Source organism: Dehalogenimonas alkenigignens (genome assembly GCF_001466665.1).
Lineage (GTDB): Bacteria > Chloroflexota > Dehalococcoidia > Dehalococcoidales > Dehalococcoidaceae > Dehalogenimonas > Dehalogenimonas alkenigignens.
Map to the genome: position 1 here is coordinate 463,265 of NZ_KQ758903.1, position 23,566 is coordinate 486,830.

The window sequence follows — 23,566 nt, forward strand, 5'->3', positions numbered from 1 at the left end:
GGCAAACGTGAGAAATAGTTCGACTGACCGGGTTTCGGTTTCTAACGATTCCGCCGCATTAAGGGACCCTCAACCGCTGATTTTCGGCGGTATTATAATGCTCTCCGTTGTATTCGGTCTCCAGGCGATCCGGGTACTCTTGCCAACGCTGATCTGGTACGTCGGCAACCACCTGCACCGCAGTTCCATCGAATCAGGTTTGATTGGGCTGGCAACTTTTATCCTGGCCTTCGCCGCCGTTCCGTTGCTGCGCGCCAAGAACCGTCTGCCGATACTGGCCGCCGTGGCGGCCAGTATCGGCGTCACCCGGGTTTTGATGCAACTATGGGATGAGCCTTCACTCAATTTGGTATTTTCTATCGCAGGTTCGGCTCTGTTCGTGACCTTTCTCCCCGTCGCATTCGGTTACCTTCACCTCCGTTTCGAATCCGCGCCGCGCATTTTCGTCATCGGGGTGCTCTCGGGTTTTCTTCTGGATACTCTTATTAGCGGTGTTTTCCTGTCATACGATATCGCTTGGCAATTGAGCGTCGGCCCGGTTCTGATGTCGTTGGCGCTGCTGGCGCTGCTGCTGGGTTTACTGTCTGCCGCGGTAATCCATCAGTTTCGGTATATACGGACAAACGATGAGGCTTCCTGGCCCGGCGGCCTCGGCTGGATCGCTGTCGGTCCCTTTCTCTTTCTGCAGCTGGAAATATTCCAGAATGTGCCCCGGATTGCCGCTGCTTCCGGTTGGCCTTTGCCGAACGCATTTTTGATCTCAGCCATAAGCCAGGTCCTGGCCATTGCGTTAATCCTTTTCGTCATGCGATTCGCCATCTCCTTGCGGTGGCCGCTGGCCGCTGCCTCAAGCCTGCTGCTTGCCGTCATCTCCTGGCTGCTGCTGCGTGACAGTGCTTCGTTTCCGGCAGTCGCTTACGGACTGTTGTTTTTCTTCGGCCAAATCATCCTTAATTTCCTGTTTGCCCTGGCCGTTGCCGGCATCACCCGCAACCGCGCAGGCATCGGGATAGCCAACGGAGTCGGCATGATTCTGTTTGTGGCTCTCTTCTTCGGCTTCTACGCCACCTTCGACATGAGCCTGCCGTATCCAAATGAGCTGTTAGGCCCGGCTGCGGCTATGATGATCGGAGCAGGCGCTCTGGCTTCTTCACTTTCCATTGTCAGTATGCCAAAGTCTTCCCCTTCGATCTGGAGAGTCCCTGCCGCTCTGGCTGTGTTGTTAACTATCCCTTTGGTTTCAGTCGCCGCCTGGCAAACCCCGTCCCCGGCGGAGGGACACGGTTTCCCGATCAAAATCATGAACTACAATCTGGCCTCCGGCTTCAGCCGCGGCGGCGACCTTAACCTGGAGAATATAGCCTTGGTAATCGAGGAAAGCCATGCCGACATCGTCGCCCTCCAGGAGGTGTCCCGCGGCTGGCTGATCAGCGGGCGGGTTGATATGCTGACCTGGCTTTCTCAGCGTCTGGATATGCCTTACGTTTCGGGACCGACAATGCCGTTGTGGGGCAACGCCATATTGAGCAAATACCCTATCATCAGTTATGCCAATTACGACCTGCAGCCGCGCACTCTCAATCTGCTCCGGGGGTTCACAAGGGCAACCATCGACATTGGCGGCAACCAGCGGCTTGATGTCATTACCACCCACCTCCACCAGATTAACGAGGACTCGGCAATCCGCCTGGAACAGGTGGAAAATATCATCCAGGTTTGGAACCACGCTCCCCGGACAGTCTTCCTGGGAGACCTTAACGCCGACCCGGAAGATCCGGAGATGGAGTTGTTGAGGCAGGCCGGGTTTATCGATTGCGCCGCCTTTGTATCAGCCTCTCCCGCCACCACCACCGTTGACCAGCGGCGGTTGGACTATATCTGGATTTCGCCCGACCTGAAAGTAACCGAAGTGTCGGTGCCCTTCACTCCGGCATCGGACCACCTGCCGGTTATCGCTTCAATCTCCAGCCGTTGAATCACAGGAGGCTGTAACATTAATTCCACTCATCAAGGTGACAAATATTGAAGATACCGGATAAACAAAACACTAAATTAGGGCTCGCGCACGAACATTACTGGGTCGATAAATCCGAGCCCGGGAGATCATAATGTTGTTTTTGGTTGTTTGGGCTATCCCGATTATCGCGTTGGTGATCCTGTCTCAGGTTATCAAATCCGCAAGGACGTTAATATGGATAGGAGCCGTTTCGTACGTCCTGTCCTCCGCCTGGCTTCTGTGGGCGACGATTGATGCTGAGGACCAGGGCGGAATAGCCTTTTTATTCTATCTGCCGTTAGTTATCGCTGCCTTAGGAGTACTTATCAGCGGGATTATGAAGGCTGATTTACCAAAAAACCGGAAAACGTTTTCAGTCGTCCTGGCGGTCCTTCTGCTGCCGGTGACGTATATATTAATTTCCTGGATTGCTTTCACCGTACGCTGGGGTTAGGTTTAATTGACCTGACTATAATCCTCTGCCATCAGGTGGTAGCGGATGGGGGGGCGGCTTTTCCGGCGGCGTCGAGACCAAGCAGAAGCTGCTGGAGATGGAGAAGAAGGGTCAACGAGAAGCTGGGTGACAACCCGGAACTTCGTTTGAGAACCAAAGTCAAGCGGCTTATGGGCTACGACCCGGTGGAGCGGAGATCCGCTCCTGTCGGCGACCGGTGAAGGAATTCGTTTATGACTTCCAGCTATTGGTTTTCACCCGCCGCCGCCATAACCAAAGCTTTGGCGGCATTCGATAACGAAACGAATATCCACGTTCGGGTCAAAGCTGCCGCCGCCTTCGAAATAGGAGAGTTTACAGGAAAACAAAAACCATCCGCCGCCTCAGGCCATAAAAAAGGAGGAGCTTTCGCCCCTCCTTTGAAAACCGCCTCTGTCTCGGATTTCGATATTCGGATTTCGGATTTCGTTCTACCTGGCGTAGTCCGTCGCCCGGGTTTCGCGGAGGACGGTGACCTTGATCTGGCCGGGGTATTCCAGCCCTTCTTCGATCTTCTTGACGATGTCGCGGGCCAGGCGCATCGAGCCCAGGTCGTCCACCTCCTCGGGCTTGACCAGGATCCTGACCTCGCGGCCGGCCTGGATGGCATAGGAGCGGTCGACGCCCTTGAAGCTGTTGGCGATCTCTTCGAGCGCCTTCAGGCGTTTAATGTAATTTTCCAGCGATTCGCGGCGGGCGCCGGGCCGGGCGCTTGAGATGGCGTCGGCGGCGGATACCAGGAAGCCCCAGATGGAGGTCTCCGTCTGGTCGAAATGGTGCTCGGCGACGCCCTTGACCACGTCCGGGTTCTTGTCCCACTGCTTGACCAGATCGGCGCCGATGGCGGCGTGGGTGCCTTCCACCTCGCGGTCGACGGCCTTGCCGATATCGTGCAGGAAGCCGGCGCGGCGGGCGACGTTGACGTTGATGCCCAGGTCGGCGGCCATCATCCCGGCCAGCTGGGCGACTTCGACGGAATGCTGCAGCACGTTCTGGCCGTAGCTGGTGCGGTACTTGAGGCGGCCCATGATCTTGACCAGTTCCGGCCGCAGGCCGTGGACGCCGGCGGCGTAGGCCGCCTGTTCGCCGGCCGACTGGATGGCGGCGTCAACCTCTTCTTTAGCTTTGGTCACCACTTCCTCGATGCGCGCCGGGTGGATGCGCCCGTCAAGGACCAGTTTACTGAGCACCAGCCGGGCAATTTCCCGGCGCACCGGGTCGAAGCTGGAGATGGTTACCGCCTCCGGCGTATCGTCGATGATGAGGTCGACGCCGGTGGCCTGCTCCAGGGCGCGGATATTGCGCCCCTCGCGCCCGATAAGGCGGCCCTTCATCTCGTCCGAGGGTATGGGCACCACCGATACCGTCGTCTCGGCGACGATGTCTGAGGCGGTGCGCTGGATGGCGTGGATAATGATGTTGCGGGCCTTTTCGTCCGCCTCTTCCTTGATGCGCTGCTCCCATTGCCGGATGCGGCGGGCGGTCTCAACCTGCATCTCGGATTCGACCATCTCGATGAGCTGGTCTTTGGCTTGCTGGGTGGTCAGGCCGGCCACCTCTTCCAGCTTGAGCTGCTCCTGGCCGCGCAGAGCCTCAACCTTCTCCATTTCCTCGTCGATGGACTTCTCTTTCTTCAGCAGGTCGCGCTCCCGGGTATCCAGGTTTTCCAGCTTGCGCTCCAGCGTTTCCACTTTCTGGGTGACCCGGTTTTCCTGTTTGGCCAGTTCGGTGCGCCGCTCGCGGAGCTCGTTCTCGTTGGCCATGCGCATTTTTTCGGCCTCTTCCCGGGCTGACTGGACGATGCTTTTAGCCTCGGTCTGGGCTTCGGCGACGGTATGCGCCGCCTTGCGCTGGGCGACTCTCAGCTTGCGGCTGTAGACCAGCTGCCGGGACAAGTAGATGAAGACAGAACCGGCGGCCGTGCCGATGAGAAAGGCGAATAGTACCGTCAGTGGATTGGCGAACTCATTCATATCTTAACCCCCGATTCGTGATTTTGGTCGGCAGCCGTCGGCTGGGGGACAACGGCTAATACTAAAGTCTGCTTCAAATAGTGTCAACCCTGCTTGTCAGGCCTTCTTCTTCCAGCCGCGCCAGCGTCGTTTCGATGACCGCCCAGCCGAAGCCGCGCCGCCGCAGGAAATCCGCCAGTTTCCGCCGGGATTCATCAGCGGGCAGCGCCTTCAGGCGGGACAGGCGCGGCAGTGCCGCCCGGTAGGCCGCCCCGGCGTCATCGGCATCCGCCAGGGCGTTCCCGGCGGTCTCCGGATCGACGCCCCGGGACAGTAATTCCCGCTTGATCATATACGCCGAACGCGGGCTGCCGGAGGCGCGGTGTTCGCTCCAGGCGCGGGCAAAGGCGCTGTCATCAACCAGGCCGGCGGCTTTGAGGAGGTTCATAACGGCTTCAATTTCCGTTTCGCTGAAGCCGCGGCGGCTCAAGCGCTGGCGCATCTCGGCCTCGCTGCGGGCGCGGTACGCTAAAAGCTTCAAAGCCGCCTGGTAGCAGGCTTCCGCCGGAGACAACCCGGGGCTGGCGGCGCTTTCAGCCTCAGCCCGGACGATTTTACCGGCGCGCCGGAAATCTGGCACCCTGAACCCCTTTCAAAAGACGTATCGGGCGGGACAACTGCCCACGCCCGATGCGGCCCAAGGGGCTTGCCGGCGCCGAAGTTAATCTCCAGAAGATTACTCGGTGTCGATAAAGCTGGCGTTGGCGCTCGCTGCGGCGCGGACATCCGATTCGACGGCATCGGCCGTCTCCGGGTGCGCGGCCAGAAACGTCCTGACCGCCTCCCGTCCCTGCCCCAGGCGAACATCACCATAAGAGAAGAAAGCGCCGGATTTCTTAATGACCCCGGATTCGACGCCGAGGTCGATAAGATTGCCCTCGCGGGAGATGCCGGAATCGAACAGGATGTCGAATTCGGCGCTCCTGAACGGCGGCGCTACTTTGTTCTTAACCACCTTGACCTTGACGTGGGTGCCGATGGCGGAGTTGCCGGATTTCAGTGTCTCCACCCGCCGCACATCCAGCCTAACCGAGGAGTAGAACTTGAGCGCCCGGCCGCCGGGAGTGACTTCCGGATTGCCGAAGACGATGCCCACTTTTTCCCGAAGCTGGTTGATAAAGATCACCGCGGTTCCGGTGTTGCCGATGGAGGCGGTCAGTTTCCTGAGCGCCTGGCTCATCAGCCGGGCCTGCAGGCCGACGTGGGAATCACCCATATCGCCTTCAAGTTCGGCTTTGGGCACCAGGGCGGCCACCGAATCGATGACCACAAGGTCGGCGCCGCCGGAGCGGACCAGCTTTTCGCAGATATCGAGGGCTTCTTCCCCGGTGTCGGGCTGGGCGATGTAGAGTTCGTCAAGATTGATGCCGCAGGTCTTGGCGTACTTGGGGTCGAAGGCATGCTCCACGTCGATGTAGAAAGCCTTGCCGCCCTGCCTCTGACACTGAGCGATGATGTGCTGCGCCAGAGTCGTCTTGCCTGACCCTTCGGGACCGAAGATCTCGGTCACCCGGCCGCGGGGAATGCCCCCCACGCCCAGGGCCAGGTCCAGCGACAGCGAGCCGGTGGGGATAACTTCCACCGCCACGGTGGAAGCCGCCTCCGACAGCTTCATGATGGCGCCCTTGCCGAACTGCTTCTCGATCAGCCCAACGGCTGCTTCCAGTGCTCTTTGCTTCTCTAAGTCAATGTTCGCCATGTTCTGCCTTTCATTGTAGCATATGTTCTAACTCAATGTCAGTAAGTGAACTCGGCCAACCGGCTGCCGCAGATCGGCCGGGATCCTTGAGCCGCGCCTATCATAGCACATAAGTACTAGACTTTCAAAGGGTAAAACGGGGAAAAGCGGCAGAAGGGAAATGGTTCAGGAATCGCCGGCCGCGGGCGGCTCAGCCCGGCGCCCTAAAGCCAGCGTCCGCCCTGTCTGGATAGCCCCGAAACCGTACTTCTTCCGAATGCGGTCCAGGGCGCGGTCGATAGACGATAGGCGCGCCGCGCCGCCGTTGTCGAGCGGCATCTGGCCTTCGCCGCCGGACAGCTTAGCCAGGCCGACGCCCAATAGCCTCACCGGCTGGCGGCTCCCGGCCAGCGCCGCGCCCAGCAGCTTGAGCGCCTCACCGAAAATGACTTCGTTTGAGTCGGTGCCGAATCCGAGCGTCCGTTGGCGGGTGATAGCCGAGAAATCAGCCCATCGGACCCGGATGTGGACTACTGAAGCCTTCTGGCCGTAGCGCCGCAGGCGCGCCCCGATTTGCTCCGAAAGGTAGCGGAGGGTGGCTTCCAGGAACTGCCGGTCGCGGGAATCGGCGTCGAAGGTACGCTCGGCCGAAATGGACCTGGCTTCGGCCGGAGGTTGGACGCGGCTGCGGTCTATCCCCTGAGCATGAAGCTTCAACATCTCGCCGTAGGCGCCGAATCGCGAAGTAAGCGAATCGAGGGGTATACTGGCCAGTTCCCCGAGCGTCCTGATACCTAGGGCGTTCAACACCTTTTCGGTCTTCTCGCCGACGCCGGGCATGCGGCCGATTGGCAGCGGGGCCATGAAGGCCGCCTCGCCGCCCGGCGGCACTTCCACCAGACCGTCGGGCTTGGCGGTCTTGGAAGCTACCTTGGCGGCGATCTTGCTGCCGGCGATGCCGATAGAAGCGGCGATGCCGATCTCATCCCGGATGCGCCGCCGGATCTTCGTGCCCATCCCGGCGAGAGAGCCGTGCAGGCTCTCGAACCCGGTGACGTCGAGCCAGGCCTCATCGAGGCCGCCGGGCTCCAGAAAAGGCGAGAAATCAGCCAGAATGGCCATGAACCTTTTCGACGCCTCGCCGTAGCGTTCCCAGCGGCCGGGAACAAAGAGACAGTTCGGGCAGAGGCGGTGCGCCTGCGATAGCGGCATGCCGGCATGGATGCCGTAACGCCGCGCCTCGTATGAAGCGGCGGTGACCACGCCCCGGCCTTTGCCCGGGACGCCGCCGACAGCTACCGGCTTGCCGCGCAGCGACGGGTCGAAAACCTGTTCCACCGAAACGAAGAAGGCGTCCAGGTCGATGTGCATGATGCGCCGCGGCTTTTCGACGGGCGGCTGAGCCATCACTCGCCCCTGGAGATGAAATTTTTGAGCCGTTTTTCGAGGTCGGACCGGGGGATGAGAAGGCGGCGGTCGCAGGTGAGGCAGACGATGCCGATGTCCGCCCCGATACGGTAAACCTTCCACTCGTAGCCGCCGCAGGGGTGGGCTTTCCTCAGGCGCAGGATGTCGTTGAGCTTGAAATCGACCATCAAACAGCCTTACAAAAGGGCAGCCGGCTGGTAGAGCTAGGCTGCCAGGTACTGGTTTATCTCGTCGCGGAGAAGGAGGGCGGCGGCGCGCGCCGCCTGGGAGTAGTCCGTTCCTGAAGAAGCGTAGATGACCTGCCGGGATACGCTGATGACCGCCAAACCGCCGCCGCTGGAACCGTACTTGACCGCCAGTTCCAGCGAACCTCCCTGAGCGCCCACGCCCGGTATCAGCAGCGGCAGGGTCGGATGGGCGTCCCGGATAGCCTTGAGCTCCGACGGTTGGGTAGCCCCGGCCACCAGGCCGAGGTTGCCGTACCTGTTCCAGGTTTCGACCTTATCGGCGACGATCTGGTACAGGGGCTTGCCGTTAGATTCGATCGACTGGAAATCGGCGGCGCCGGGATTGCTGGTGCGGCACAGGACGAAGACCGCTTTGTCACGGTACTCGAAGAATGGCTCAATCGAATCGCGGCCGAGATAAGGATTGACGGTGACGGCGTCGGCGCCCAGTTCATCGAAAGCGGCGCGGGCATAAGCCCTGGCGGTGTTGCCGATATCGCCGCGCTTGGCATCCAGGATAACCGGGATATTGCGCGGGACCGCTTCTATGACGTCCTTCAGGACGCTCCACCCGCTCGAACCGAGAGCTTCGAAGAAAGCGATGTTGGGCTTGTAGGCGCATACCAGGTCATAGGTCGCGCCGATGATCTCCCGGCAGAAATCAGTCACCGAGGCGCCGGCCGGCAGTTTCTCAGGTTCCGGGTCCAGGCCGATGCAAAGGCAGCTGCGGTTGTGCCGGGCGGCTCCGTTGAGCTTGGTAAGACAATTCACCGCATCATGGTAACAGGATGCCCGGAGGCTGGCAAGAAGGCTGCGGGCGAGGATGCTGTCCCGCCGCCGATTCAGCCATTGGAAACCTCAGGTTGCGCCCGGATGCGGCTTGGCGTATAATCTACAGCTTGTTGCCAGCAAATTAACAGGAGGCGTCCCTTGGCCAATATCAAGAGTTCTAAAAAAGACATCATCACTTCCGCTAAAAAAGCGGAACGCAACAAAGCCGCCACCAGCGCCCTGAAGACCGCGGTGCGTAAAACTGAGAAGTCTATCGCCGCCAAAGACCCGGCCATGAAAGAAGCGGTAACCGCCGGCCAGAGCGCCCTCGATATCGCCGCTAAAAAAGGCATCATTCACCCCAACGCCGCCGCCCGCAAAAAGAGCCGCCTGACCAAAAAAGCCAACGCCGCCGCAAAATAACAGCCGCCGTTCGGCCGTTAACAGAAAGAGGAGGACAGCCCTCCTCTTTTTTATTCCCGGAATCCGGCGGCTCCGATTAATCCCGGTAAAGGCCGTGATCGGCGATATATGCGGCAACCGGCGCCGCCACCAGCGCGGATATCGCCTGGTCCCGCCTCACCCTCTCCCGGATGGATGTGGCGGATATATCTATCTCGGGTTCGGTCATGACCACGGTCCTGGCCGCCAGACCGGGTACGGCTTTATCCAGAGCATTCAGGTCCGGTCTCGGGGACCCTATCCTCGGCGCCGCGGCCAGACATGCGGATTTGATAATACGGTCGGGGTGATGCCATGACGGCAGGGAAATCAGATTATCCCAGCCCAGGATAAAATACAATTCATCTTTAGGATACAGTCGCCTGAGTTCTTCCAGTGTTTGCCAGGTATAAGAAGGACCCGGGCGTTTGATTTCAATATCGCTGACCCCGGCATACGGCACATCGGCGGCCGCCAGCCGGGTCATCGCCAGCCGGTGGCGGGCGGGGGTGACCTTCATCGCCGCTTTCACCCAGGGCTGTCCGGCAGGTATGAATATCACCTCGTCAAGGTCAAGTATCCGCCGCGCCGCCTCAGCCAGAACAAGGTGCCCCAGGTGCGGCGGGTCGAAGGTGCCGCCCAGAAGGCCCCTTCTCACCAGTACAACTCCAGCTTGCCGATGATCAGTTTTTCACCCGGCTTGATCTTGGCGGCGCGAACGGCGCGGCCCACGCCCCAGCGCCAGAGCTCGGCCAGGACCTGCCGCCGGACCTCTGGGTCGTTGGTGTCAGATCCGGCTACCAGCCGTTCAAATTCATCAGATTCGACCCGATAGCCGTCGGCGTCCCGTGTGACCGTAACTTTTTCCCGCTGCGGCGCCGGGCGGAAGACTTTGATCGGCGCTTCGGCGGCGTCGGCTGAAACGGGCTGCTGCAGCATCGCGTCGAGTTCGGCCAGAAGACCTTCGATGCCTTCCCCGGATTGAGCCGAGACGAATATCGCCCTGTGCCCGGCGGCCTTGAACAGTTCTTTCAACGCCGGTAGCCGTGCCTTGACCGCCGGCAGATCTATTTTGTTGACGGCAACAAGTTGGGCTTTCCTGACCAGCAGCGGGTCGAAAAGCAGCAGTTCGGTGTTGATCTTGACCATATCGTTGACCGGTTCCGGCGACGAACCGTCCAACAGGTGAACCAGCACGCGGGTGCGGGCTACATGCCGCAGGAACTGGTGCCCCAGGCCCTTGCCCAGATGAGCTCCCTCGATGAGCCCGGGCACGTCGGCGACCACCCAGCGCCGGCCGCCGGCGTCGATGACACCGAGCGAAGGTTCGAGTGTGGTAAAGGGGTAGTCGGCCACCTTGGGGCGGGCCGCGGAGATTGCCGCCAGCAGCGAAGATTTACCGGCGTTCGGCAAACCGATGATGCCGGCATCAGCGATCAATTTCAGTTCGAGCGATAACACCTTTGTCTCGCCAGGCGCTCCGGCCTGCGCCAGGCGGGGCGCCTGGTTGGTCGAGGAGGCAAAGTGGGAATTGCCCAGGCCGCCCTTGCCGCCGTGGGCGGCGACAATGCGTTCTCCGTGTTGCGAAAGATCCGCCAGTACGTCGCCGGTATCCCTGTCGCGGATTACAGTGCCTATCGGCAGTTTGACAATCACGTCGGCGCCGCTTTTACCTGATTTCCTCTGCCCGGCGCCGCGGCCGCCGTCGGCCGCCGCATAGTGGCGCTGGTGGCGGTATTTCATCAGGCTGCCGATATCTTTATCGGCTTCAAGAATGACATCGCCGCCCCTGCCGCCGTCACCCCCGTCGGGACCGCCGCGGGGCACGAACTTCTCGCGTCGGAAACTGACGGCGCCTCTGCCGCCGTTACCGCTCTTGATTTCTATTTCCGCCTGATCTATCAATTTCTATCCTTATCTAACAAACAACATATTCAGATTCAGTATATCAAAATAAGAAGTGTTTAACAGTTGTAATAATAGGGATGCTAACAACCGGCTTATCTTTCGCCAGATTTACAACTGCTTCAATCGTTAGAGCCGCCGCCGGGTATCTAATAAAGCGGCAAGTTATCTAACACTTGCCGAGAGTTCCATCGAAATTTCGCTGAAGTTATCGAAAATAGCGCCGCGATGACTTTCAGGAAAAACCTTGAAGACCGGGTGCAGCCGTCCCGCCAAGGGTTTATCTAACGCGAGGGGAACCGGAGAGCTGCCCGGACCCGGGCCCGCCTCGCTTCCGCCGCCCGGTCGCGGGGCGGGGCTTTGGTCGTCAGAGAACCCAGCAGCCGTGCCGTGGTTTCGGCAACCTCGCCGACCGCCTGGTCGAAGGCAGCCTGGTTGGCGGCTGAAGGTTCAGTGAAGCCGGAGACTTTCCTGACGTATTGCCGGGCGGCCGCCCGGATTTCGGCGTCGCTGGACGGCGGCTCATAGTTGAAAAGCGGCCTGATGCTGCGGCACATTTTGCCTCCTTGACGGCGACGGTCAGCGGAAAACCGCCGGAACGTCTAGTCGCGCCTGCCGCCGGTTAGGATCAGGACGTAATACAGTAGCTGGCCTACCGCCGCCAGCAGCGCCGCCACATAAGTCAGGGCCGCCGCCGATAATACGGCGCTGGCGCCGCTGGACTCGGTGACAGATGCCAGCCCGGTATTGCGGAGCATTGACCTGGCGCGGGCGGAAGCGTCGAACTCGACCGGCAGAGTGATCATGGTGAAAACCACCGCGGCGCCGAACAGGGCGACGCCGATCCAGGCTATATCGAGCCCGAAGCCGGTGCCCATGGCGTAAAGAATAATGCCGACAAACACCAGGATGCCCCCGAGGTTGGAACCGAGGCCGGCCACCGGGGCCAGGGCGTTTCTGACCTGGAGCGGGGCGTATGCCGTGGCGTGCTGAACGGCATGGCCGACCTCATGGGCGACGATGCCCAGGGCGGCCACCGAGGCCTTGTTGGCTACATCGGGCGAGAGCCGCAGGACGCGGACCCGGGGGTCATAATGGTCGGACAACTTGCCCTTGGACAGCTCGACCTGCACGTTCTGCAGATTGTTTTGGTCCAGGAGCCATCGGGCGGCATTGAGACCGGTCATGTTGCGGTCATTGGGAATTTTGGAATACTTGCCGAAAGTTGAAGACACCCGCCACTGGGCGTAAAGCATGAACAGCAGCGGGGGTATGAAAAGGATTAACCACAGTTCCATTCCAAACCTCCATTACATAACGAGGAACAACCGAAGTATACCAGATTACGGCCGCCGCCTCAACGGGGATGAGGTCCGGGAGTTTAAAAACTAGCGCGAATCCGATGGGATTATCGAAAAAATGACGGCGTCGTGGATGCCGTCGGGAAGCGACAACTGGTTCCTCAAAATACCCTCGCGCACCGCCCCCACCTTCTCCGCCACCCGTTGGCTGCCGCGGTTCTCCACCGCCGCCAGAATCTCGATGCGGTTGAATTTCAGAGTATCGAGCCCGAACCTCACCAGAAGCCTGGCGGCGCGGGTGGCGATGCCCTGTTTGCAGCGGCTACTGCGTATCCAGTAGCCCAAGTTGGCCACTTTATTGAGCCTGTCAAGGTGGTTCAGCCCGGCGCCGCCGATGTAGGACCCATCGCGGTTATCGATGATGGCAAATTCATAAGCTGTTTCATCGCGCCAGCATTCGGCGCTCATTTTCAACCAGTTCTGGCTGTCGCCCACGCTGTATCCGGGGTGGGCCCACGGCATCCACCGGCTGAGCTCGGGCATCGATTCGATAACTGCGGCGTAGACCGCCGCGGCCTGGATCCGCCGATTCGGCCAAAGGCTGATCAGGTCGTCTTTAAGTTCGAAATCTTCCATGGTCACCCCCGCGCCCGCAGCCGCTCGCCGGAATCTATCATGATCGTCACCGGGCCGTCGTTGACCAGCTCTACGTGCATGTGCGCCTGGAATTTGCCCGTTTCGACTTTGACGCCGGTCTTCCTGGCCTCGGCTGCGAACTCGTTGAACATGAATTCGGCCACGTCCGGCGGTGCGGCGTCGGTAAAGCTGGGGCGGCGGCCTTTTCTGGTATCGGCGATCAGGGTGAACTGGCTGACCAGCAGCAGCTCGCCTTTAACGTCGAGGAGCGAAAGGTTGAACTTTGAATCGGCGTCGGCGAAGATTCTCAGATTGACCATTTTGTTCACCAGGTAGTCGGTGTCGGCCTTTTGGTCGCCCGCCGCCACCCCGATGAAAGCCAGCAGGCCGCCGGAAATTTCTCCGGCGACCTCACCGCCGACGCTGACCCTGGCCCTGGAAACCCGCTGGATGAGCACTTTCACGCCCGCTATTCTAAGCTATCGGGCGGGGACCCTGCCAGTATAATTTTTAAAGTCTGTGACTTTCGAGTTTGTTTCAGATTTCGATATTCGGATTTCGGACTTGGGGGCCGCCGCGGCGAACGTGGGCGCTGGCGGGTAATGAAACACAACATAAAAAATTGACCCCTAGACGGAAGGCCTCCGGCGGGGGTACAATGATGCCGTGAAGCTCATTCTGAGGTTTTGCCCGCCGTGCGAGTAGTCAGCCCCCGGGAAGTTGGGTGCTGAAGCACTGTCGCGCCTGGCGCGGCGGTGCTTTTTAGTTATCTAGACCAGCCGTTCGTATCGAGAACCAGCAAGAGGAGGGTCAGAAATGTATTCCAGCCTCATCGGTAAGATCGAGAAAGCCAACCGCTACGCCCAGGAAAAAGACCGCATCACCTTTACCGACATGAGCGTCAAGTTCCGCGGCGAAAACGAAACCCATATAACCGAACTTAAAAACGGCCAGTGGCACTGTAATTGCGACTTTTTCACCACCTGGGGCCGCTGTTCCCATACCATGGCGCTGGAAAAAGTCCTGGGCCCGATGCTTTCTGAGGAGTCCCGGGTGACGAACTTCCCGGCGTAAATTGTACCTGTCGGGCATCTGGAACGGTCAGGCCTTTGCTTCTCCGGCCTGCCAGAGTTCCAGCGTTTCCCCGACGGCGAAAAGAGAGCCGGTGACGCATACCAGGCCGCCGGCGCCGGCCATTTGAACGCCCAGCACCAGAGCCTCGGCGGTGGTTGAGGTATGGTTGACCCTTTTGCCCAACGCCTCAAAAGCCCGGCCCAGTATCCGCGGCTCCATGGCGCGCGGGTGGCGGGTGCGGGTGACGATGACCTCTTCGAACAACGGTGCCAGCACTTCCGCCATGCCGCCGACGTTTTTGTCGGCGGATGCCCCGATGACCAGTACCGCCGGGTGCGGCAGGAGATCCCGGCCGCCGAAATAGGCATCGAGCGAGGCGGCGAGTTCCGCCGCCGCCGCCGGATTGTGGGCGCCGTCGGCGATGATGAGCGGGCTTTTGTCCAGGACCTGAAACCGCCCCGGCCAAACGGTCTTTGCCAGCCCGAGCTCGATGGCTGTTTTATCGAGGCCAGCCACGCCCAGTCCGGCCAGCGTTTCCAGCGCCGCTACCGCCGCCGCGCAGTTGACCCGCTGGAAGGTGCCCAGAAGCGGCAGGCTGATGTCGTAGCGGCCGAGCCGGCCTGCCAGAGAAAACGCCTGCCGCCCGCCGCGGTACTCTGACGGCGCGGCCTGTTCCGGATCAACCCTGACCAGGTGGGCGCCCCTTTGCCGGCAGACATCCTCGATAACCCTTCTCGCCTCCGGAGCCTGGGGCGCCATGATGACCGGAACGCCGGATTTGATGATGCCCGCCTTCTCGGAAGCGATCTGTCCCAGGGTGTCGCCCAGCACCTCGGTATGCTCCAGGGCGATGGTGGTGATGACGCACAGGTCGGGACGGGCGACGTTGGTGGCGTCCAGCCGGCCGCCCAGGCCGACCTCGATGACCTGCCAATCTACGTTGTGCGCGGCGAAAAAATCGAAAGCCAGCGCCGTCATGATCTCGAAGGTGGTCAGCGCGCCGTAGCGGGCTTCGGCGTTGATGGCCTCGACTATTGGCTTCAGCCGTTCGATCCCGGCGATCAGTTCGTCCTCGCCGATGAACCTGTCGTTGATCTTAAAACGTTCGTAAGTTTCGATGAGGTGGGGAGAGGTATACAGCCCTGTCTGGTAGCCGGCTTCCCTGAGCACCGCAAAGATCATGGCCGCCGTGGAACCCTTGCCTTTACTGCCGGCGATGTGGACCGTTCTGGCTTTAAGGTGAGGCTCCCCGAGCCGCTCCAGCAGCAGCCGCACCCGGCGCAGGTCATAGCGGGCGTCGTCGCGCGGCCGCGGGACGGCTTCATAATCGACGAAACCGTAAAGCCAGAGCAGAGCGGCGTGGTATTCGGGTCGCATGATTCAATAATACCAGTAATCCGGAGGCTTGGAGAAACCCTCCTCTCCGGATTACCGGTATCAGATTATCGGGGGGTTAGCCCTTGCTGAAGGACGAGCCGCCGGTGACATTGACGTCGCCGATGGCCGGGTTGCCGAAATACCGCAGCGAGGAGGCGCCGGAGAGCTGGACATCCAGCCTGCCGGAGGCGTTCACCGTGCCGGATGAGGCGCCGGAGAAATTGACTTTGACGTCGGTGCCGGTGAAATCCCGCAGCGTGACATGGGAGGCGCCTGAGGCGGTAACCTCCAGGTTCCTGCCGAGGCCGGACAAATCGGCGTTGGAAGCGCCGCTTATATTGAGGCGGGCGTCGACGCATTCCAGGCTGCCTTTGACCCGCGACGCGCCTGAAGCTTCAATATAAACGTTGCCGCTCCTGAAATCAGCCAGGGTGATGCTGCTGGCTCCGGAAACCTTGAGATCAAGGTCATGGTTGAAATTAAAACCGCTGACCGATGCTTCGGAGGCGCTGGATACCTCGAGGGCGTTCAGATCGGGCATGGTGATGCTGGCTTCCAGGTTGGCCACTGTATAACTGCCGCTTTTCAGGCGCACCTGCAGGGTATCGCCGTTAACTTCAAGGTCGAGATACTCGAAAATATTCTCGTTGGTGGTCACCGTCACGGAGAAAGCGCTGCCGCGGCTGATCTCCGCTTCAAAGGTGGAAGACACTTCCACCCGGCTGAAACCCGATAAATTAAAAGCTTTCGTCTCCACCGGGCCCCGGCCGATGATGCTGCCGAACGGGAAGCAGCCAGCGGCGGTCACCGCTAAAGACGCGGTCAACAGCAGGGTCAACATTTTTTTCATTTTCTTAGCCTCCGGTTCCAGTATAAACCGGATCCGGGCCCGGCGCATCGGAATCAAGGGGAGTTTTTTGACTCAACTTTCGGTCAGGCTGATCGCGGTTATCCATTGAGTTGAAACCCGGCGCCTTATTTCCGGCTGAAGGAGGAAGCGCCGGTAATCTTGATATTACCCATCTCTGGCGTGCCGAGCCAGCGCAGGCTGGAAGCTCCCGTAACGTCGGCATCAAGTTTCCCGGTCAAATTGAGGGTAGCTGTGGAAGCGCCGCCGAGTTTGACTTTAGCATCGCCGAGGCTCATCTTTTCCAGGTTGGCGTTGGAAGCCCCGGACAGTTCGACGGCCGCCGAATCCGCTTTGCCGGTAAGTTCGACATGAGATGCCGCCCCGGCCATGATTTCCAGAGTGCCGCAGGCAACATCCCCGGACAGCTTGGAGGCGCCGGCCAGCTCGACCTTGAACAGCCCGCCGCCGGCAAAACCGGTAATTTCGCCGCGGCTGGCGGCGGCGAACTCAACGGCTTGAAGCGACGGCATGGCGATCAGGACTTTGGGGGTTGGCGACCCCTTGAACAGCAGTCCCAGGTGCCCCCAGCGGGCTTCCAGCCTGGCGGTCAGCCGGCCCGCGGCGACGGTCAATTTAATATCGTTCAGAACCTCTTCATCCGCTTCCACAGCAATCGAATAAGTATCCGCGCGCCTGATCTCTACTTTTAAGGCGTTGCGCGCCTCGACCTCGGTAAACCCGGAGAAATCGTATTCTTTTCGTGCCATATGCCACCTCTCGCTACTTCTGTGGAAATTATAGCACTGGCTGCCAAGCGACGGTGAACTGGCCGGGCTTCCGCTTTACGTCAGGGCGGCCGCCTTGCTATTATCTCGCCGTCGACAGGGGGAAATATGCTGCAAACGGTTAACGCTTCAACTCTGATTGCGCTGCTTAAGACACTGCCGCTGGACCTGACTTTCATGGACGCCGCTGACCGCATCGTGTGGTTTTCGGCTCACCGCATCTTCAACCGGCCACCGGACATCATCGGCAGGAACGTCAGGGAGTGCCATCAGCCGTCGAGTTGGGCGGCCATAGATAGAATGGTGGCGGACTTCAAGTCCGGCAGCCGCGACTCGGAGGAGCACCTGGTGGAAAAGAGCGACGGGCGCCGGATCCGCATACGCTACCTGGCGGTCCGCAGCCCGTCCGGTGAATACCTCGGCCTCATGGAATTGGCTGAACTGATTACGGGCTGAACGCCGGGCACGCTCCGGAAAGGCAGCAGCCGCGGCACCGCGGTTTCTTTCGGCAGCTCTCCTTGCCGTGCCGGACGATCAAGGCGTGGTATTCGTTGAATGTGGCCGCCTCGCGCGGCAGGTTAGCCATGAACAACCGCTGCCAGGCGTCGTAAGTGTCCCTGTCAGGCTTGATGCCCAGGCGAGGATACAGGCGCCGGGTATAGGCGTCGATAACGAAGATTGGCCGCCCCAGGGCGTAGAGCAGGATGGAGTCCGCCGTCTCCGGCCCGATGCCGTGAACCCCGAGTAATTCCTCTCTCAAATCTTCGAAATCCCGCCTGTCCAGCCTCGACAGGTCGTCGCCGTAGGTCCCCAGCCACTCCACCATGGCTTTCAGCTTCCTGGCTTTGGCGTTGTAGTAGCCGGACGGGTAGATCAACGCGGCCAGGTCGGCGGCAGGCATGTCTCTGAGCGCCGCGGCTGAGAGTTTGCCGGCCGCTTTCAGGTTGCCAATGGCTTTCTCGACGTTAACCCAGGCGGAGGATTGGGTAAGCACTGCTCCGGTCATGACCTCGAAAGGCGTTTCCGCCGGCCACCACCGCTGAGGCCCGTAGCATTCCAGCAGCAAGCGGTAAACCGCTTTCAGCTTTTCCGCTGATGACGCGTCGCCCATTCCGGGGCAAATACTCCTTCCAGCGGTGAGTCGTAGCCTGGAATGAAGGGCTTGATGTCCAGCACCGGCGTGCCGTCAATGGCATCCAGCCCGCGGACAACCAGAGTGGAGCCGCGCCGTTCTAACAGCCTGTCTTCGTGAAGGCGCCTCTTCTTCATCCCGCTCGCCGCCTGTCGCGTAAATATATCTTCAGCCCGATGAACAACAGCACAGCCCCTGGTATCCCCGCCATCAGGATTATCCCGAGGTCCTCCATCGGTCCGTCGCTGTTGCCGGCCAGGAATCTAACCAGAAAAGTCAGAAACAAGATGCCCCACATGGATGGCGCAAGCGCCGGATGGATCTCCCGCGCTGCGTAGCTAACGAGCAGCGCGCCGACAAGGAATAAAAATATCGTCAGAGCGCCCATTATAGAGTTGAGTGGGTCTGTGAAATAGATGCCGTAGCCCAGCACCGGCCACACCAGCGCGAGGATAATTATCCCACCCGCCGCGGCCAGGATTATTCTATGAGTTTTTTTCATGTCCTACCGCCGCTGTTTGCATGCTCCCCATCGCCGCCCCCAGCACCCCGCCCCCGATAGTTCCTGCAACCGTATACCCTAACCAATGCTGAGGCGATAGTCCATAGTAGAGCGGAGTGGTGATTAACAATCCGAATCCGAACCCAATTCCACCGGACAGTATTAAAAGACCCACACTTCTTCTGAGTCCGGAACTTAGCCATATTCCAATACCTGCCCCAACGCCGCTTATAAATCCAAGGAGCAGGTTTAACACGTACGACTCGGGTGGATTTCCACTGAAACGATCCCCGATCACAAAGAAGAGCGGAAGCAGTAGAAGATACCTGGCCGCGAGGAAACCGAAGATACAGAACAAAACCATTTTTAATGCCCGTGGCGGATTTACTCCTAAGGCCATAGCCAAAGCCAATCCACCTACTCCGGCCTGCGCCGCAAATCCAAATAGTGTTAAAAGAACATAAAAGCTGGTCCCGGGTAAAGGCGTTTGAATGCTTATCCCGTACAATAATCCCCCCAGCCCGAAACCCGCCGCTCCGAATAACGCAAACTTGAGGATATTATTTTGCATTTCCATCGCTTCGCTGGAAATTATAACACCCGCCGCAATACCGCCGGGTTACCGAATGCTGACAGCTGATGGCTTTTTACGCTATACTTGGCCACTGGCCGTATTATGGTAAACAAGTGGAAGTAACCGCTCTTTTAGAGGCTACCGCCCGCTACCTGCCGTGGGAGAAGGTCGAGCAAATAAGATCGGCCTATGACTTCGCGGCTAAGGCCCACGAGGGCCAGACCCGGAAAAGCGGCGAACCGTTCATCGAACACCCCCTGTCCGTCGCTCTGATCCTGGCCGAACTTCAGCTCGACGCCACCGCCGTCAAAGCCGCCCTGCTCCATGATGTCCCGGAGGACTCGGCCATCCCGCTCACGAAGATCGAGGAGCTTTTCGGCAAGGACGTCGGCAAACTGGTGGACGGCGTCACCAAGCTGGCCAAGCTGTCGCTGGCCGCCCCCGGCGAGACCAGATTCTCCGGCAACACCACCTATGAGCGCCAGGCGGAAAACCTCCGTAAGATGCTGGTAGCCATGGCCGAGGACCTCAGGGTCGTCTTTATCAAGCTGGCCGACCGGCTGCACAACATGCGCACCCTGGACGCCATGCCGCCTGAGAAGCAGAAGGACACCGCCCGGGAAACCCTGGAAATCTATGCCCCGCTGGCCCACCGCCTGGGCATCTGGGAGATCAAGTGGCAGCTGGAGGACCTGGCCTTCCGCTTCCTGGAGCCGCAGCATTACAAGAGCCTGGCGCGGCTGCTGGCCTCCAAGCGCGCCCAGCGCGAAGAGTTTATCGGCAAGGTCATTGACGTGCTGCGGTCGGAATTCGAAAAAGTCGGCATCAAGGCAGAGATCACCGGCCGGGCCAAACATATCTACTCCCTGCACCAGAAGGCTGAAAAATACGCCGTTCAGGGGCGTCATTTCGATGAGATTTATGACCTGCTGGCTATCCGCGTGCTGGTTGTCTCGGTAAACGAATGCTATACCGCCCTGGGCGCCGTCCACAACCTGTGGCACCCCATCCCCGGCTCTTTCGACGATTATATCGCCAATCCCAAGCCTAACGGCTACCAGTCGCTGCACACCGCCGTGCTGTCCATGTCCGCCACCCCGCTGGAGATCCAGATCCGGACCTATGAAATGCACCGGCTGGCGGAGTACGGCGTGGCCGCCCACTGGCGCTATAAGGAGGGCGACAAGGCCGCCCCCAAATCGGAAGACCGCATCTCCTGGCTGCGCCAGCTGGCCGACTGGCACCGCGACCTGGCCGGCGCCGAGGAGTTTTTAGAGTCGGTCAAGACCGACATTTTCAATGACCAGGTTTTCGTCTTTACTCCCGGCGGCGAAATTAAAGACCTGCCCAAGGGGGCGACGCCGCTGGATTTCGCCTACCGCGTCCATACCGAGCTGGGCCACCGCTGCGTCGGCGCCAAGGTTAACGGCAAACTGGTCGGCCTGGACTACCGGCTCCGCAACGGCGAGGTGGTGGAGATCGTCACCACCAAGAAGGACAAAGGGCCGTCGCGTGACTGGCTCAATCCCAATCTGGGCTATGTCAAAACCAGCCACGCCATCACCAAAATCCGCCAGTGGTTCAAGAAACAGGAGCGGACCGAAAATATTGAAAAAGGCCGGGAACTGCTGGAGAAAGAGTTCCGCCACCTGGGACTTAAGATCCCCGATTTCAAAACCCTGGCTCACCAGAACAACTGCGAGAACATCGATGAATTTTTAGCCGCCGTCGGCTACGGCGGGCTGTCGGCGCACTCCATCGCCCTGTCGCAGGTGGCCGCCGCCGAGGCGCCGCACCCGGTTGAAGCCGCCGCGCCGGCCGCGCCGGCCAGGGCTGACAGTTCAGGCGTGTCGGTTATGGGCATCGGCGACGTGCTGACCAAGATCGCCGGCTGCTGCCGGCCGCTGCCCGGCGAAGACATCATCGGCTATGTCACCCGCTCCCAGGGGGTGACCATCCACCGCGCCGACTGCCATAACGTGCTGAAAGAGGAAGAACCGGAGCGGCTGATCCGGGTGGAGTGGGGCCGCCAGGACCAGTTCTATCCCACCAGGCTGCAGGTGCTGGCCTGGGACAGGGTCGGCCTGGTGCGGGACATCTCAACGCTCATCGCGGATGAGAAAGTCAACATTTCCAACATGACGGTGGCTGAAAGCCCGGACCGGGTGACCTCCATCACCCTGGACATTGAAACCAAAGGCCTGACCCAGCTGGCGCGGCTCATCTCCAAGATGGAAGGCGTCAAGGGCGTCACCTCAATCAACCGCCTGGGCGATGATTCCAAATCCCGGCCGTCGGCCTGAGCGGCAGCAAAAAGCCCGCTTTTTAAAGCGGGCTTTCGCGTGATCGGTAATTCAGGCCGGTTCAGGCGGCCACCACCTCTTTGACTTCCGGAACTTCGCGCTTCAGAATGCGCTCGATGCCGTTTTTAAGGGTCATCTGGGACATCGGGCAGCCGGCGCAGGCGCCGGTGAGTTTGACCTTGACGATGCCTTCTTTTTCTTTAACCTCGACCAGTTGAACGTCGCCGCCGTCAGCCTGCAGGGACGGGCGGATCTTGTCCAGGACTGTCTTGACCTTTTCCAGCATGCGGGAAGCTCCCTTCAATTGGCGCGCCTCGGGGCGCCGCCGTACCTTCAAAATTATCACGAAAGCACAGCGGTGTCAATTTGGGACGATGCCCGGCTGGCCTCCAGGGTGCGGAACCGCTGGTGTTCCACCCTGATATCCGGCCAGGCGGCCTTGAACGCGGCGAAGACCGCCGGATCGAACTGGACGCCGACGCTCTGTTCAATAATCTTGAACGTCTCGTCGGCGGTGAAATCGTCCTTGCGGTAAGCACGTTTGGAAGTCAGTGAGTCGAAAACGTCGGCGATGGCGGCGATGCGCCCGGGCAGCGGGATTTCCTCGCCTTTGAAGCCGAAGGGGTAGCCGCTGCCGTTCCATTTTTCATGGTGGCTGATGGCGATGGCCGCCCCCAGCTTCACGATTTCGGCCTCGGCGCCGTCGAGGATGCGCGCCCCGATGACGGTGTGCTGCTTCATTACCGACCACTCCTCGTCGGTCAGTTTGCCGGGTTTAAGCAGGATGCTGTCGGGGATGCCGATCTTGCCGATGTCGTGCATGGTGGCGGCATACAGCAGTGACTCCACATAATCGTCGGCCAGCCCCATCCTTTCGGCTACCAGCGCCGTATAGCGGCTCATGCGCTGGATGTGGCTGCCGGTATCTTCGTCCTTGTACTCGGCGGCCCGGGCCAGCCGCACCAGGGTATCGACGGCCGCGGATTTCATCTTGGCTACCGTCTGGATCAGGTCCCGGGTGCGCTCGCTCACCCGCTGCTCCAGCGTCGTCTTGTATTCGCGGTGCTGCATCACCAGCTGTCGCCAATCCAGGATGCGCCGGGTTTTCAGTAGCGTCTCTTCCAGATTCGCCGGTTTGACCAGGTAGTCGGCGGCGCCAAGGTCCAGGCAGCGGACGGCCGCCTCCCGGTCCCGCCCGTCGAGCATCACCACCACCGCCGTGTCCGGGCTGACCGCGGTGATCTCCTGGAGGACCTGGAGCCCTGACCGGCCGGGCATGGCCGCCTCGAGCAGCACCAGGGCTACGTCCCGGTGGTAGATGAACTCTATTGTTTCGGCGCTGCTGGACGCGGTCAGGCACCGCAGGCCGGCCATGATCAGTTTGGCCGAAATTTGCTGGCGCGCCGCCTCTTCGTGAGACGCCACGATGATGATATCCTTCTTGACCGGTTGCGCCATCATCTTCTCCAGGTTGCCGTTTAGAATCTACTCCCGCGCCAGCCGCTCCGCAAGAGCCAAATAGTACTCTTTAAGAAGAACATTAGTACTCCCGCCCCCCCCCCGGAGTCATCTCCCTTACTAATTTCTGCTCCCGGGGGCACTATCGGGGGATGTACGCCGCCGATCTCCGGGACGATAATGAAAAAAAGATCTGCCGGGAGGTGAAACGATGTTTGAAGGAACTTATGCCTGCCCCCGCTGTAAGCATCCTCTCGGCGGTGATTGGCGGGGTGATGCGGGGGAGCGCCTCGGCAATAATGCCGCTCCCCTCCAGGCGCTTCGAGCCTGCGCCGCCTGCGGCCTGTATCTCTGCCCTCCGCCTGACGAAAGCCGGTTCAGGGCTTACGGCCGGCGGCCGGCCGCAGGCATCGCCGCCGGGGCTAATACCTGAAATATTTGCTCCTACGATAAACAAAAACCCGGGTGGCGCTAGCCATCCGGGTTTCTATTTTCGTTGAAGCCGGCGCGCTATTCGATTGATCATCTTCGGCTGCTGCGGAGGCGGACCACGGCGTAGCGCGGCCTGGGCGCCAGCAGCGGCCATATTTCATAGAATACCCGGTCCCAGGCATTGAAAATGC

28 protein-coding genes are annotated in these 23,566 nt (G+C 60.2%); 7 read left to right on the forward strand and 21 right to left on the reverse strand.

Annotated features, from left to right (window positions below; all coding sequences use genetic code 11):
• Positions 1-7: 7 nt before the first annotated feature.
• Together DEALK_RS02500 and DEALK_RS02505 are read left to right on the forward strand one after the other, a co-directional pair.
• Positions 8-1,975, forward strand: a complete 1,968-nt coding sequence (locus DEALK_RS02500) for an endonuclease/exonuclease/phosphatase family protein (RefSeq protein WP_058438384.1) — start codon at positions 8-10, stop codon at positions 1,973-1,975.
• 133 nt (positions 1,976-2,108) lie between these two features.
• On the forward strand, positions 2,109-2,450 hold the full coding sequence (locus tag DEALK_RS02505; protein WP_058438385.1) for a hypothetical protein: 342 nt from the start codon (positions 2,109-2,111) through the stop codon (positions 2,448-2,450).
• A 470-nt stretch (positions 2,451-2,920) separates the two neighbouring features.
• On the opposite strand, the gene rny is transcribed toward DEALK_RS02505, so the two are convergent.
• The 6 genes from rny to pyrF form a co-directional block, all read right to left on the reverse strand.
• Complete coding sequence (rny, locus tag DEALK_RS02510) at positions 2,921-4,462, reverse strand: ribonuclease Y (protein ID WP_058438386.1); 1,542 nt, start codon at positions 4,460-4,462, stop codon at positions 2,921-2,923.
• A 73-nt stretch (positions 4,463-4,535) separates the two neighbouring features.
• Positions 4,536-5,081, reverse strand: coding sequence for a regulatory protein RecX (locus DEALK_RS02515; protein WP_058438388.1), 546 nt, complete (start codon positions 5,079-5,081; stop codon positions 4,536-4,538).
• A 96-nt stretch (positions 5,082-5,177) separates the two neighbouring features.
• The gene (recA, locus tag DEALK_RS02520) at positions 5,178-6,191 is read right to left on the reverse strand and encodes a recombinase RecA (protein WP_116632910.1); all 1,014 of its coding nucleotides are present in this window, start codon (positions 6,189-6,191) and stop codon (positions 5,178-5,180) included.
• 174 nt (positions 6,192-6,365) lie between these two features.
• Positions 6,366-7,586 carry a DNA polymerase IV gene (dinB, locus tag DEALK_RS02525; protein WP_058438391.1) on the reverse strand — a complete coding sequence of 407 codons (1,221 nt, stop codon included), beginning with the start codon at positions 7,584-7,586 and terminating at the stop codon, positions 6,366-6,368.
• On the reverse strand, positions 7,586-7,774 hold the full coding sequence (locus DEALK_RS02530) for a DUF951 domain-containing protein (protein ID WP_058438392.1): 189 nt from the start codon (positions 7,772-7,774) through the stop codon (positions 7,586-7,588). Before DEALK_RS02530 ends, dinB begins: the two co-directional genes overlap by 1 nt.
• Before the next feature lie 36 nt (positions 7,775-7,810).
• The gene (gene pyrF / locus DEALK_RS02535; protein WP_058438393.1) at positions 7,811-8,605 is read right to left on the reverse strand and encodes an orotidine-5'-phosphate decarboxylase; all 795 of its coding nucleotides are present in this window, start codon (positions 8,603-8,605) and stop codon (positions 7,811-7,813) included.
• A gap of 159 nt (positions 8,606-8,764) precedes the next feature.
• Between pyrF and rpsT the strand changes: the two genes are divergently transcribed.
• A complete protein-coding gene (gene rpsT, locus DEALK_RS02540; RefSeq protein ID WP_058438394.1) occupies positions 8,765-9,028 on the forward strand; it encodes a 30S ribosomal protein S20 in 264 nt (87 codons plus the stop codon).
• A gap of 76 nt (positions 9,029-9,104) precedes the next feature.
• Here the strand turns inward: rpsT and nadD are convergent, their stop codons facing one another.
• The 6 genes from nadD to dtd form a co-directional block, all read right to left on the reverse strand.
• Positions 9,105-9,707 carry a nicotinate-nucleotide adenylyltransferase gene (gene nadD, locus DEALK_RS02545; RefSeq protein WP_058438395.1) on the reverse strand — a complete coding sequence of 201 codons (603 nt, stop codon included), beginning with the start codon at positions 9,705-9,707 and terminating at the stop codon, positions 9,105-9,107.
• On the reverse strand, positions 9,701-10,951 hold the full coding sequence (gene obgE, locus DEALK_RS02550) for a GTPase ObgE (RefSeq protein ID WP_058438397.1): 1,251 nt from the start codon (positions 10,949-10,951) through the stop codon (positions 9,701-9,703). Before obgE ends, nadD begins: the two co-directional genes overlap by 7 nt.
• 284 nt (positions 10,952-11,235) lie before the next feature.
• Positions 11,236-11,508, reverse strand: a complete 273-nt coding sequence (locus DEALK_RS02555; protein WP_058438399.1) for a DUF2277 domain-containing protein — start codon at positions 11,506-11,508, stop codon at positions 11,236-11,238.
• Positions 11,509-11,553: 45 nt separating this feature from the next.
• A complete protein-coding gene (locus DEALK_RS02560) occupies positions 11,554-12,249 on the reverse strand; it encodes a zinc metallopeptidase (RefSeq protein WP_058438401.1) in 696 nt (231 codons plus the stop codon).
• Between the two features lie 90 nt (positions 12,250-12,339).
• Positions 12,340-12,888 carry a GNAT family N-acetyltransferase gene (locus tag DEALK_RS02565; protein ID WP_058438402.1) on the reverse strand — a complete coding sequence of 183 codons (549 nt, stop codon included), beginning with the start codon at positions 12,886-12,888 and terminating at the stop codon, positions 12,340-12,342.
• 2 nt (positions 12,889-12,890) lie between these two features.
• Positions 12,891-13,352, reverse strand: a complete 462-nt coding sequence (gene dtd / locus DEALK_RS02570) for a D-aminoacyl-tRNA deacylase (RefSeq protein ID WP_058438404.1) — start codon at positions 13,350-13,352, stop codon at positions 12,891-12,893.
• Positions 13,353-13,704: 352 nt separating this feature from the next.
• Between dtd and DEALK_RS02575 the strand changes: the two genes are divergently transcribed.
• Complete coding sequence (locus DEALK_RS02575; protein WP_058438406.1) at positions 13,705-13,962, forward strand: hypothetical protein; 258 nt, start codon at positions 13,705-13,707, stop codon at positions 13,960-13,962.
• A gap of 27 nt (positions 13,963-13,989) precedes the next feature.
• Here DEALK_RS02575 and DEALK_RS02580 read toward each other — a convergent pair whose 3' ends face one another.
• The 3 genes from DEALK_RS02580 to DEALK_RS02590 form a co-directional block, all read right to left on the reverse strand.
• Complete coding sequence (locus DEALK_RS02580) at positions 13,990-15,339, reverse strand: bifunctional folylpolyglutamate synthase/dihydrofolate synthase (protein ID WP_058438408.1); 1,350 nt, start codon at positions 15,337-15,339, stop codon at positions 13,990-13,992.
• Positions 15,340-15,415: 76 nt separating this feature from the next.
• Positions 15,416-16,189, reverse strand: a complete 774-nt coding sequence (locus tag DEALK_RS02585) for a head GIN domain-containing protein (protein ID WP_065128798.1) — start codon at positions 16,187-16,189, stop codon at positions 15,416-15,418.
• Positions 16,190-16,314: 125 nt separating this feature from the next.
• The gene (locus tag DEALK_RS02590; RefSeq protein WP_058438412.1) at positions 16,315-16,956 is read right to left on the reverse strand and encodes a head GIN domain-containing protein; all 642 of its coding nucleotides are present in this window, start codon (positions 16,954-16,956) and stop codon (positions 16,315-16,317) included.
• 126 nt (positions 16,957-17,082) lie between these two features.
• On the opposite strand from DEALK_RS02590, the gene DEALK_RS02595 reads away from it, so the two are divergent.
• A complete protein-coding gene (locus DEALK_RS02595; protein ID WP_058438414.1) occupies positions 17,083-17,430 on the forward strand; it encodes a PAS domain-containing protein in 348 nt (115 codons plus the stop codon).
• Here the strand turns inward: DEALK_RS02595 and DEALK_RS02600 are convergent.
• The 4 genes from DEALK_RS02600 to DEALK_RS02615 are packed head-to-tail and all read right to left on the reverse strand — an operon-like array spanning position 17,420 to position 19,179.
• Positions 17,420-18,085 (reverse strand): endonuclease III domain-containing protein, encoded by a 666-nt coding sequence (locus tag DEALK_RS02600; RefSeq protein ID WP_058438415.1) that lies wholly within the window; start codon positions 18,083-18,085, stop codon positions 17,420-17,422. The two genes, DEALK_RS02595 and DEALK_RS02600, sit on opposite strands and share 11 nt — an antisense overlap.
• Positions 18,055-18,243 (reverse strand): TrmO family methyltransferase domain-containing protein, encoded by a 189-nt coding sequence (locus tag DEALK_RS02605; protein WP_058438417.1) that lies wholly within the window; start codon positions 18,241-18,243, stop codon positions 18,055-18,057. The genes DEALK_RS02600 and DEALK_RS02605 overlap by 31 nt, the downstream gene beginning before the upstream one ends.
• Positions 18,240-18,608 (reverse strand): hypothetical protein, encoded by a 369-nt coding sequence (locus tag DEALK_RS02610; protein WP_058438419.1) that lies wholly within the window; start codon positions 18,606-18,608, stop codon positions 18,240-18,242. Before DEALK_RS02610 ends, DEALK_RS02605 begins: the two co-directional genes overlap by 4 nt.
• Positions 18,592-19,179 (reverse strand): hypothetical protein, encoded by a 588-nt coding sequence (locus DEALK_RS02615; protein WP_165802757.1) that lies wholly within the window; start codon positions 19,177-19,179, stop codon positions 18,592-18,594. Before DEALK_RS02615 ends, DEALK_RS02610 begins: the two co-directional genes overlap by 17 nt.
• Positions 19,180-19,295: 116 nt before the next feature.
• Between DEALK_RS02615 and DEALK_RS02620 the strand changes: the two genes are divergently transcribed.
• Positions 19,296-21,485: a RelA/SpoT family protein gene (locus DEALK_RS02620; protein WP_058440015.1), complete on the forward strand. Its 2,190-nt coding sequence runs from the start codon at positions 19,296-19,298 to the stop codon at positions 21,483-21,485.
• Between the two features lie 61 nt (positions 21,486-21,546).
• On the opposite strand, the gene DEALK_RS02625 is transcribed toward DEALK_RS02620, so the two are convergent.
• Positions 21,547-21,771: a NifU family protein gene (locus DEALK_RS02625; protein ID WP_058438423.1), complete on the reverse strand. Its 225-nt coding sequence runs from the start codon at positions 21,769-21,771 to the stop codon at positions 21,547-21,549.
• A 56-nt stretch (positions 21,772-21,827) separates the two neighbouring features.
• Positions 21,828-22,943, reverse strand: a complete 1,116-nt coding sequence (locus DEALK_RS02630; protein ID WP_065128677.1) for an HD-GYP domain-containing protein — start codon at positions 22,941-22,943, stop codon at positions 21,828-21,830.
• Positions 22,944-23,154: 211 nt separating this feature from the next.
• Between DEALK_RS02630 and DEALK_RS02635 the strand changes: the two genes are divergently transcribed.
• Complete coding sequence (locus DEALK_RS02635; RefSeq protein WP_058438425.1) at positions 23,155-23,376, forward strand: hypothetical protein; 222 nt, start codon at positions 23,155-23,157, stop codon at positions 23,374-23,376.
• The last annotated feature ends 190 nt before the right edge of the window (positions 23,377-23,566 follow it).

What these genes read in the sequence shown, in the direction of transcription:
- DEALK_RS02600 (WP_058438415.1), bottom strand. Translation starts at nt 18,085, where the DNA reads ATGGGCGACGCGTCATCAGCGGAAAAGCTGAAAGCGGTTTACCGCTTG.
- DEALK_RS02610 (WP_058438419.1), bottom strand. Translation starts at nt 18,608, where the DNA reads ATGAAAAAAACTCATAGAATAATCCTGGCCGCGGCGGGTGGGATAATT.
- DEALK_RS02630 (WP_065128677.1), bottom strand. Translation starts at nt 22,943, where the DNA reads ATGGCGCAACCGGTCAAGAAGGATATCATCATCGTGGCGTCTCACGAA.
- DEALK_RS02565 (WP_058438402.1), bottom strand. Translation starts at nt 12,888, where the DNA reads ATGGAAGATTTCGAACTTAAAGACGACCTGATCAGCCTTTGGCCGAAT.
- DEALK_RS02590 (WP_058438412.1), bottom strand. Translation starts at nt 16,956, where the DNA reads ATGGCACGAAAAGAATACGATTTCTCCGGGTTTACCGAGGTCGAGGCG.
- DEALK_RS02605 (WP_058438417.1), bottom strand. Translation starts at nt 18,243, where the DNA reads ATGAAGAAGAGGCGCCTTCACGAAGACAGGCTGTTAGAACGGCGCGGC.
- DEALK_RS02615 (WP_165802757.1), bottom strand. Translation starts at nt 19,179, where the DNA reads ATGCAAAATAATATCCTCAAGTTTGCGTTATTCGGAGCGGCGGGTTTC.
- dinB (WP_058438391.1), bottom strand. Translation starts at nt 7,586, where the DNA reads ATGGCTCAGCCGCCCGTCGAAAAGCCGCGGCGCATCATGCACATCGAC.
- DEALK_RS02505 (WP_058438385.1), top strand. Translation starts at nt 2,109, where the DNA reads ATGTTGTTTTTGGTTGTTTGGGCTATCCCGATTATCGCGTTGGTGATC.
- DEALK_RS02585 (WP_065128798.1), bottom strand. Translation starts at nt 16,189, where the DNA reads ATGAAAAAAATGTTGACCCTGCTGTTGACCGCGTCTTTAGCGGTGACC.
- DEALK_RS02530 (WP_058438392.1), bottom strand. Translation starts at nt 7,774, where the DNA reads ATGGTCGATTTCAAGCTCAACGACATCCTGCGCCTGAGGAAAGCCCAC.
- DEALK_RS02635 (WP_058438425.1), top strand. Translation starts at nt 23,155, where the DNA reads ATGTTTGAAGGAACTTATGCCTGCCCCCGCTGTAAGCATCCTCTCGGC.
- DEALK_RS02580 (WP_058438408.1), bottom strand. Translation starts at nt 15,339, where the DNA reads ATGCGACCCGAATACCACGCCGCTCTGCTCTGGCTTTACGGTTTCGTC.
- DEALK_RS02625 (WP_058438423.1), bottom strand. Translation starts at nt 21,771, where the DNA reads ATGCTGGAAAAGGTCAAGACAGTCCTGGACAAGATCCGCCCGTCCCTG.
- DEALK_RS02555 (WP_058438399.1), bottom strand. Translation starts at nt 11,508, where the DNA reads ATGTGCCGCAGCATCAGGCCGCTTTTCAACTATGAGCCGCCGTCCAGC.
- DEALK_RS02575 (WP_058438406.1), top strand. Translation starts at nt 13,705, where the DNA reads ATGTATTCCAGCCTCATCGGTAAGATCGAGAAAGCCAACCGCTACGCC.
- DEALK_RS02595 (WP_058438414.1), top strand. Translation starts at nt 17,083, where the DNA reads ATGCTGCAAACGGTTAACGCTTCAACTCTGATTGCGCTGCTTAAGACA.
- rny (WP_058438386.1), bottom strand. Translation starts at nt 4,462, where the DNA reads ATGAATGAGTTCGCCAATCCACTGACGGTACTATTCGCCTTTCTCATC.
- DEALK_RS02560 (WP_058438401.1), bottom strand. Translation starts at nt 12,249, where the DNA reads ATGGAACTGTGGTTAATCCTTTTCATACCCCCGCTGCTGTTCATGCTT.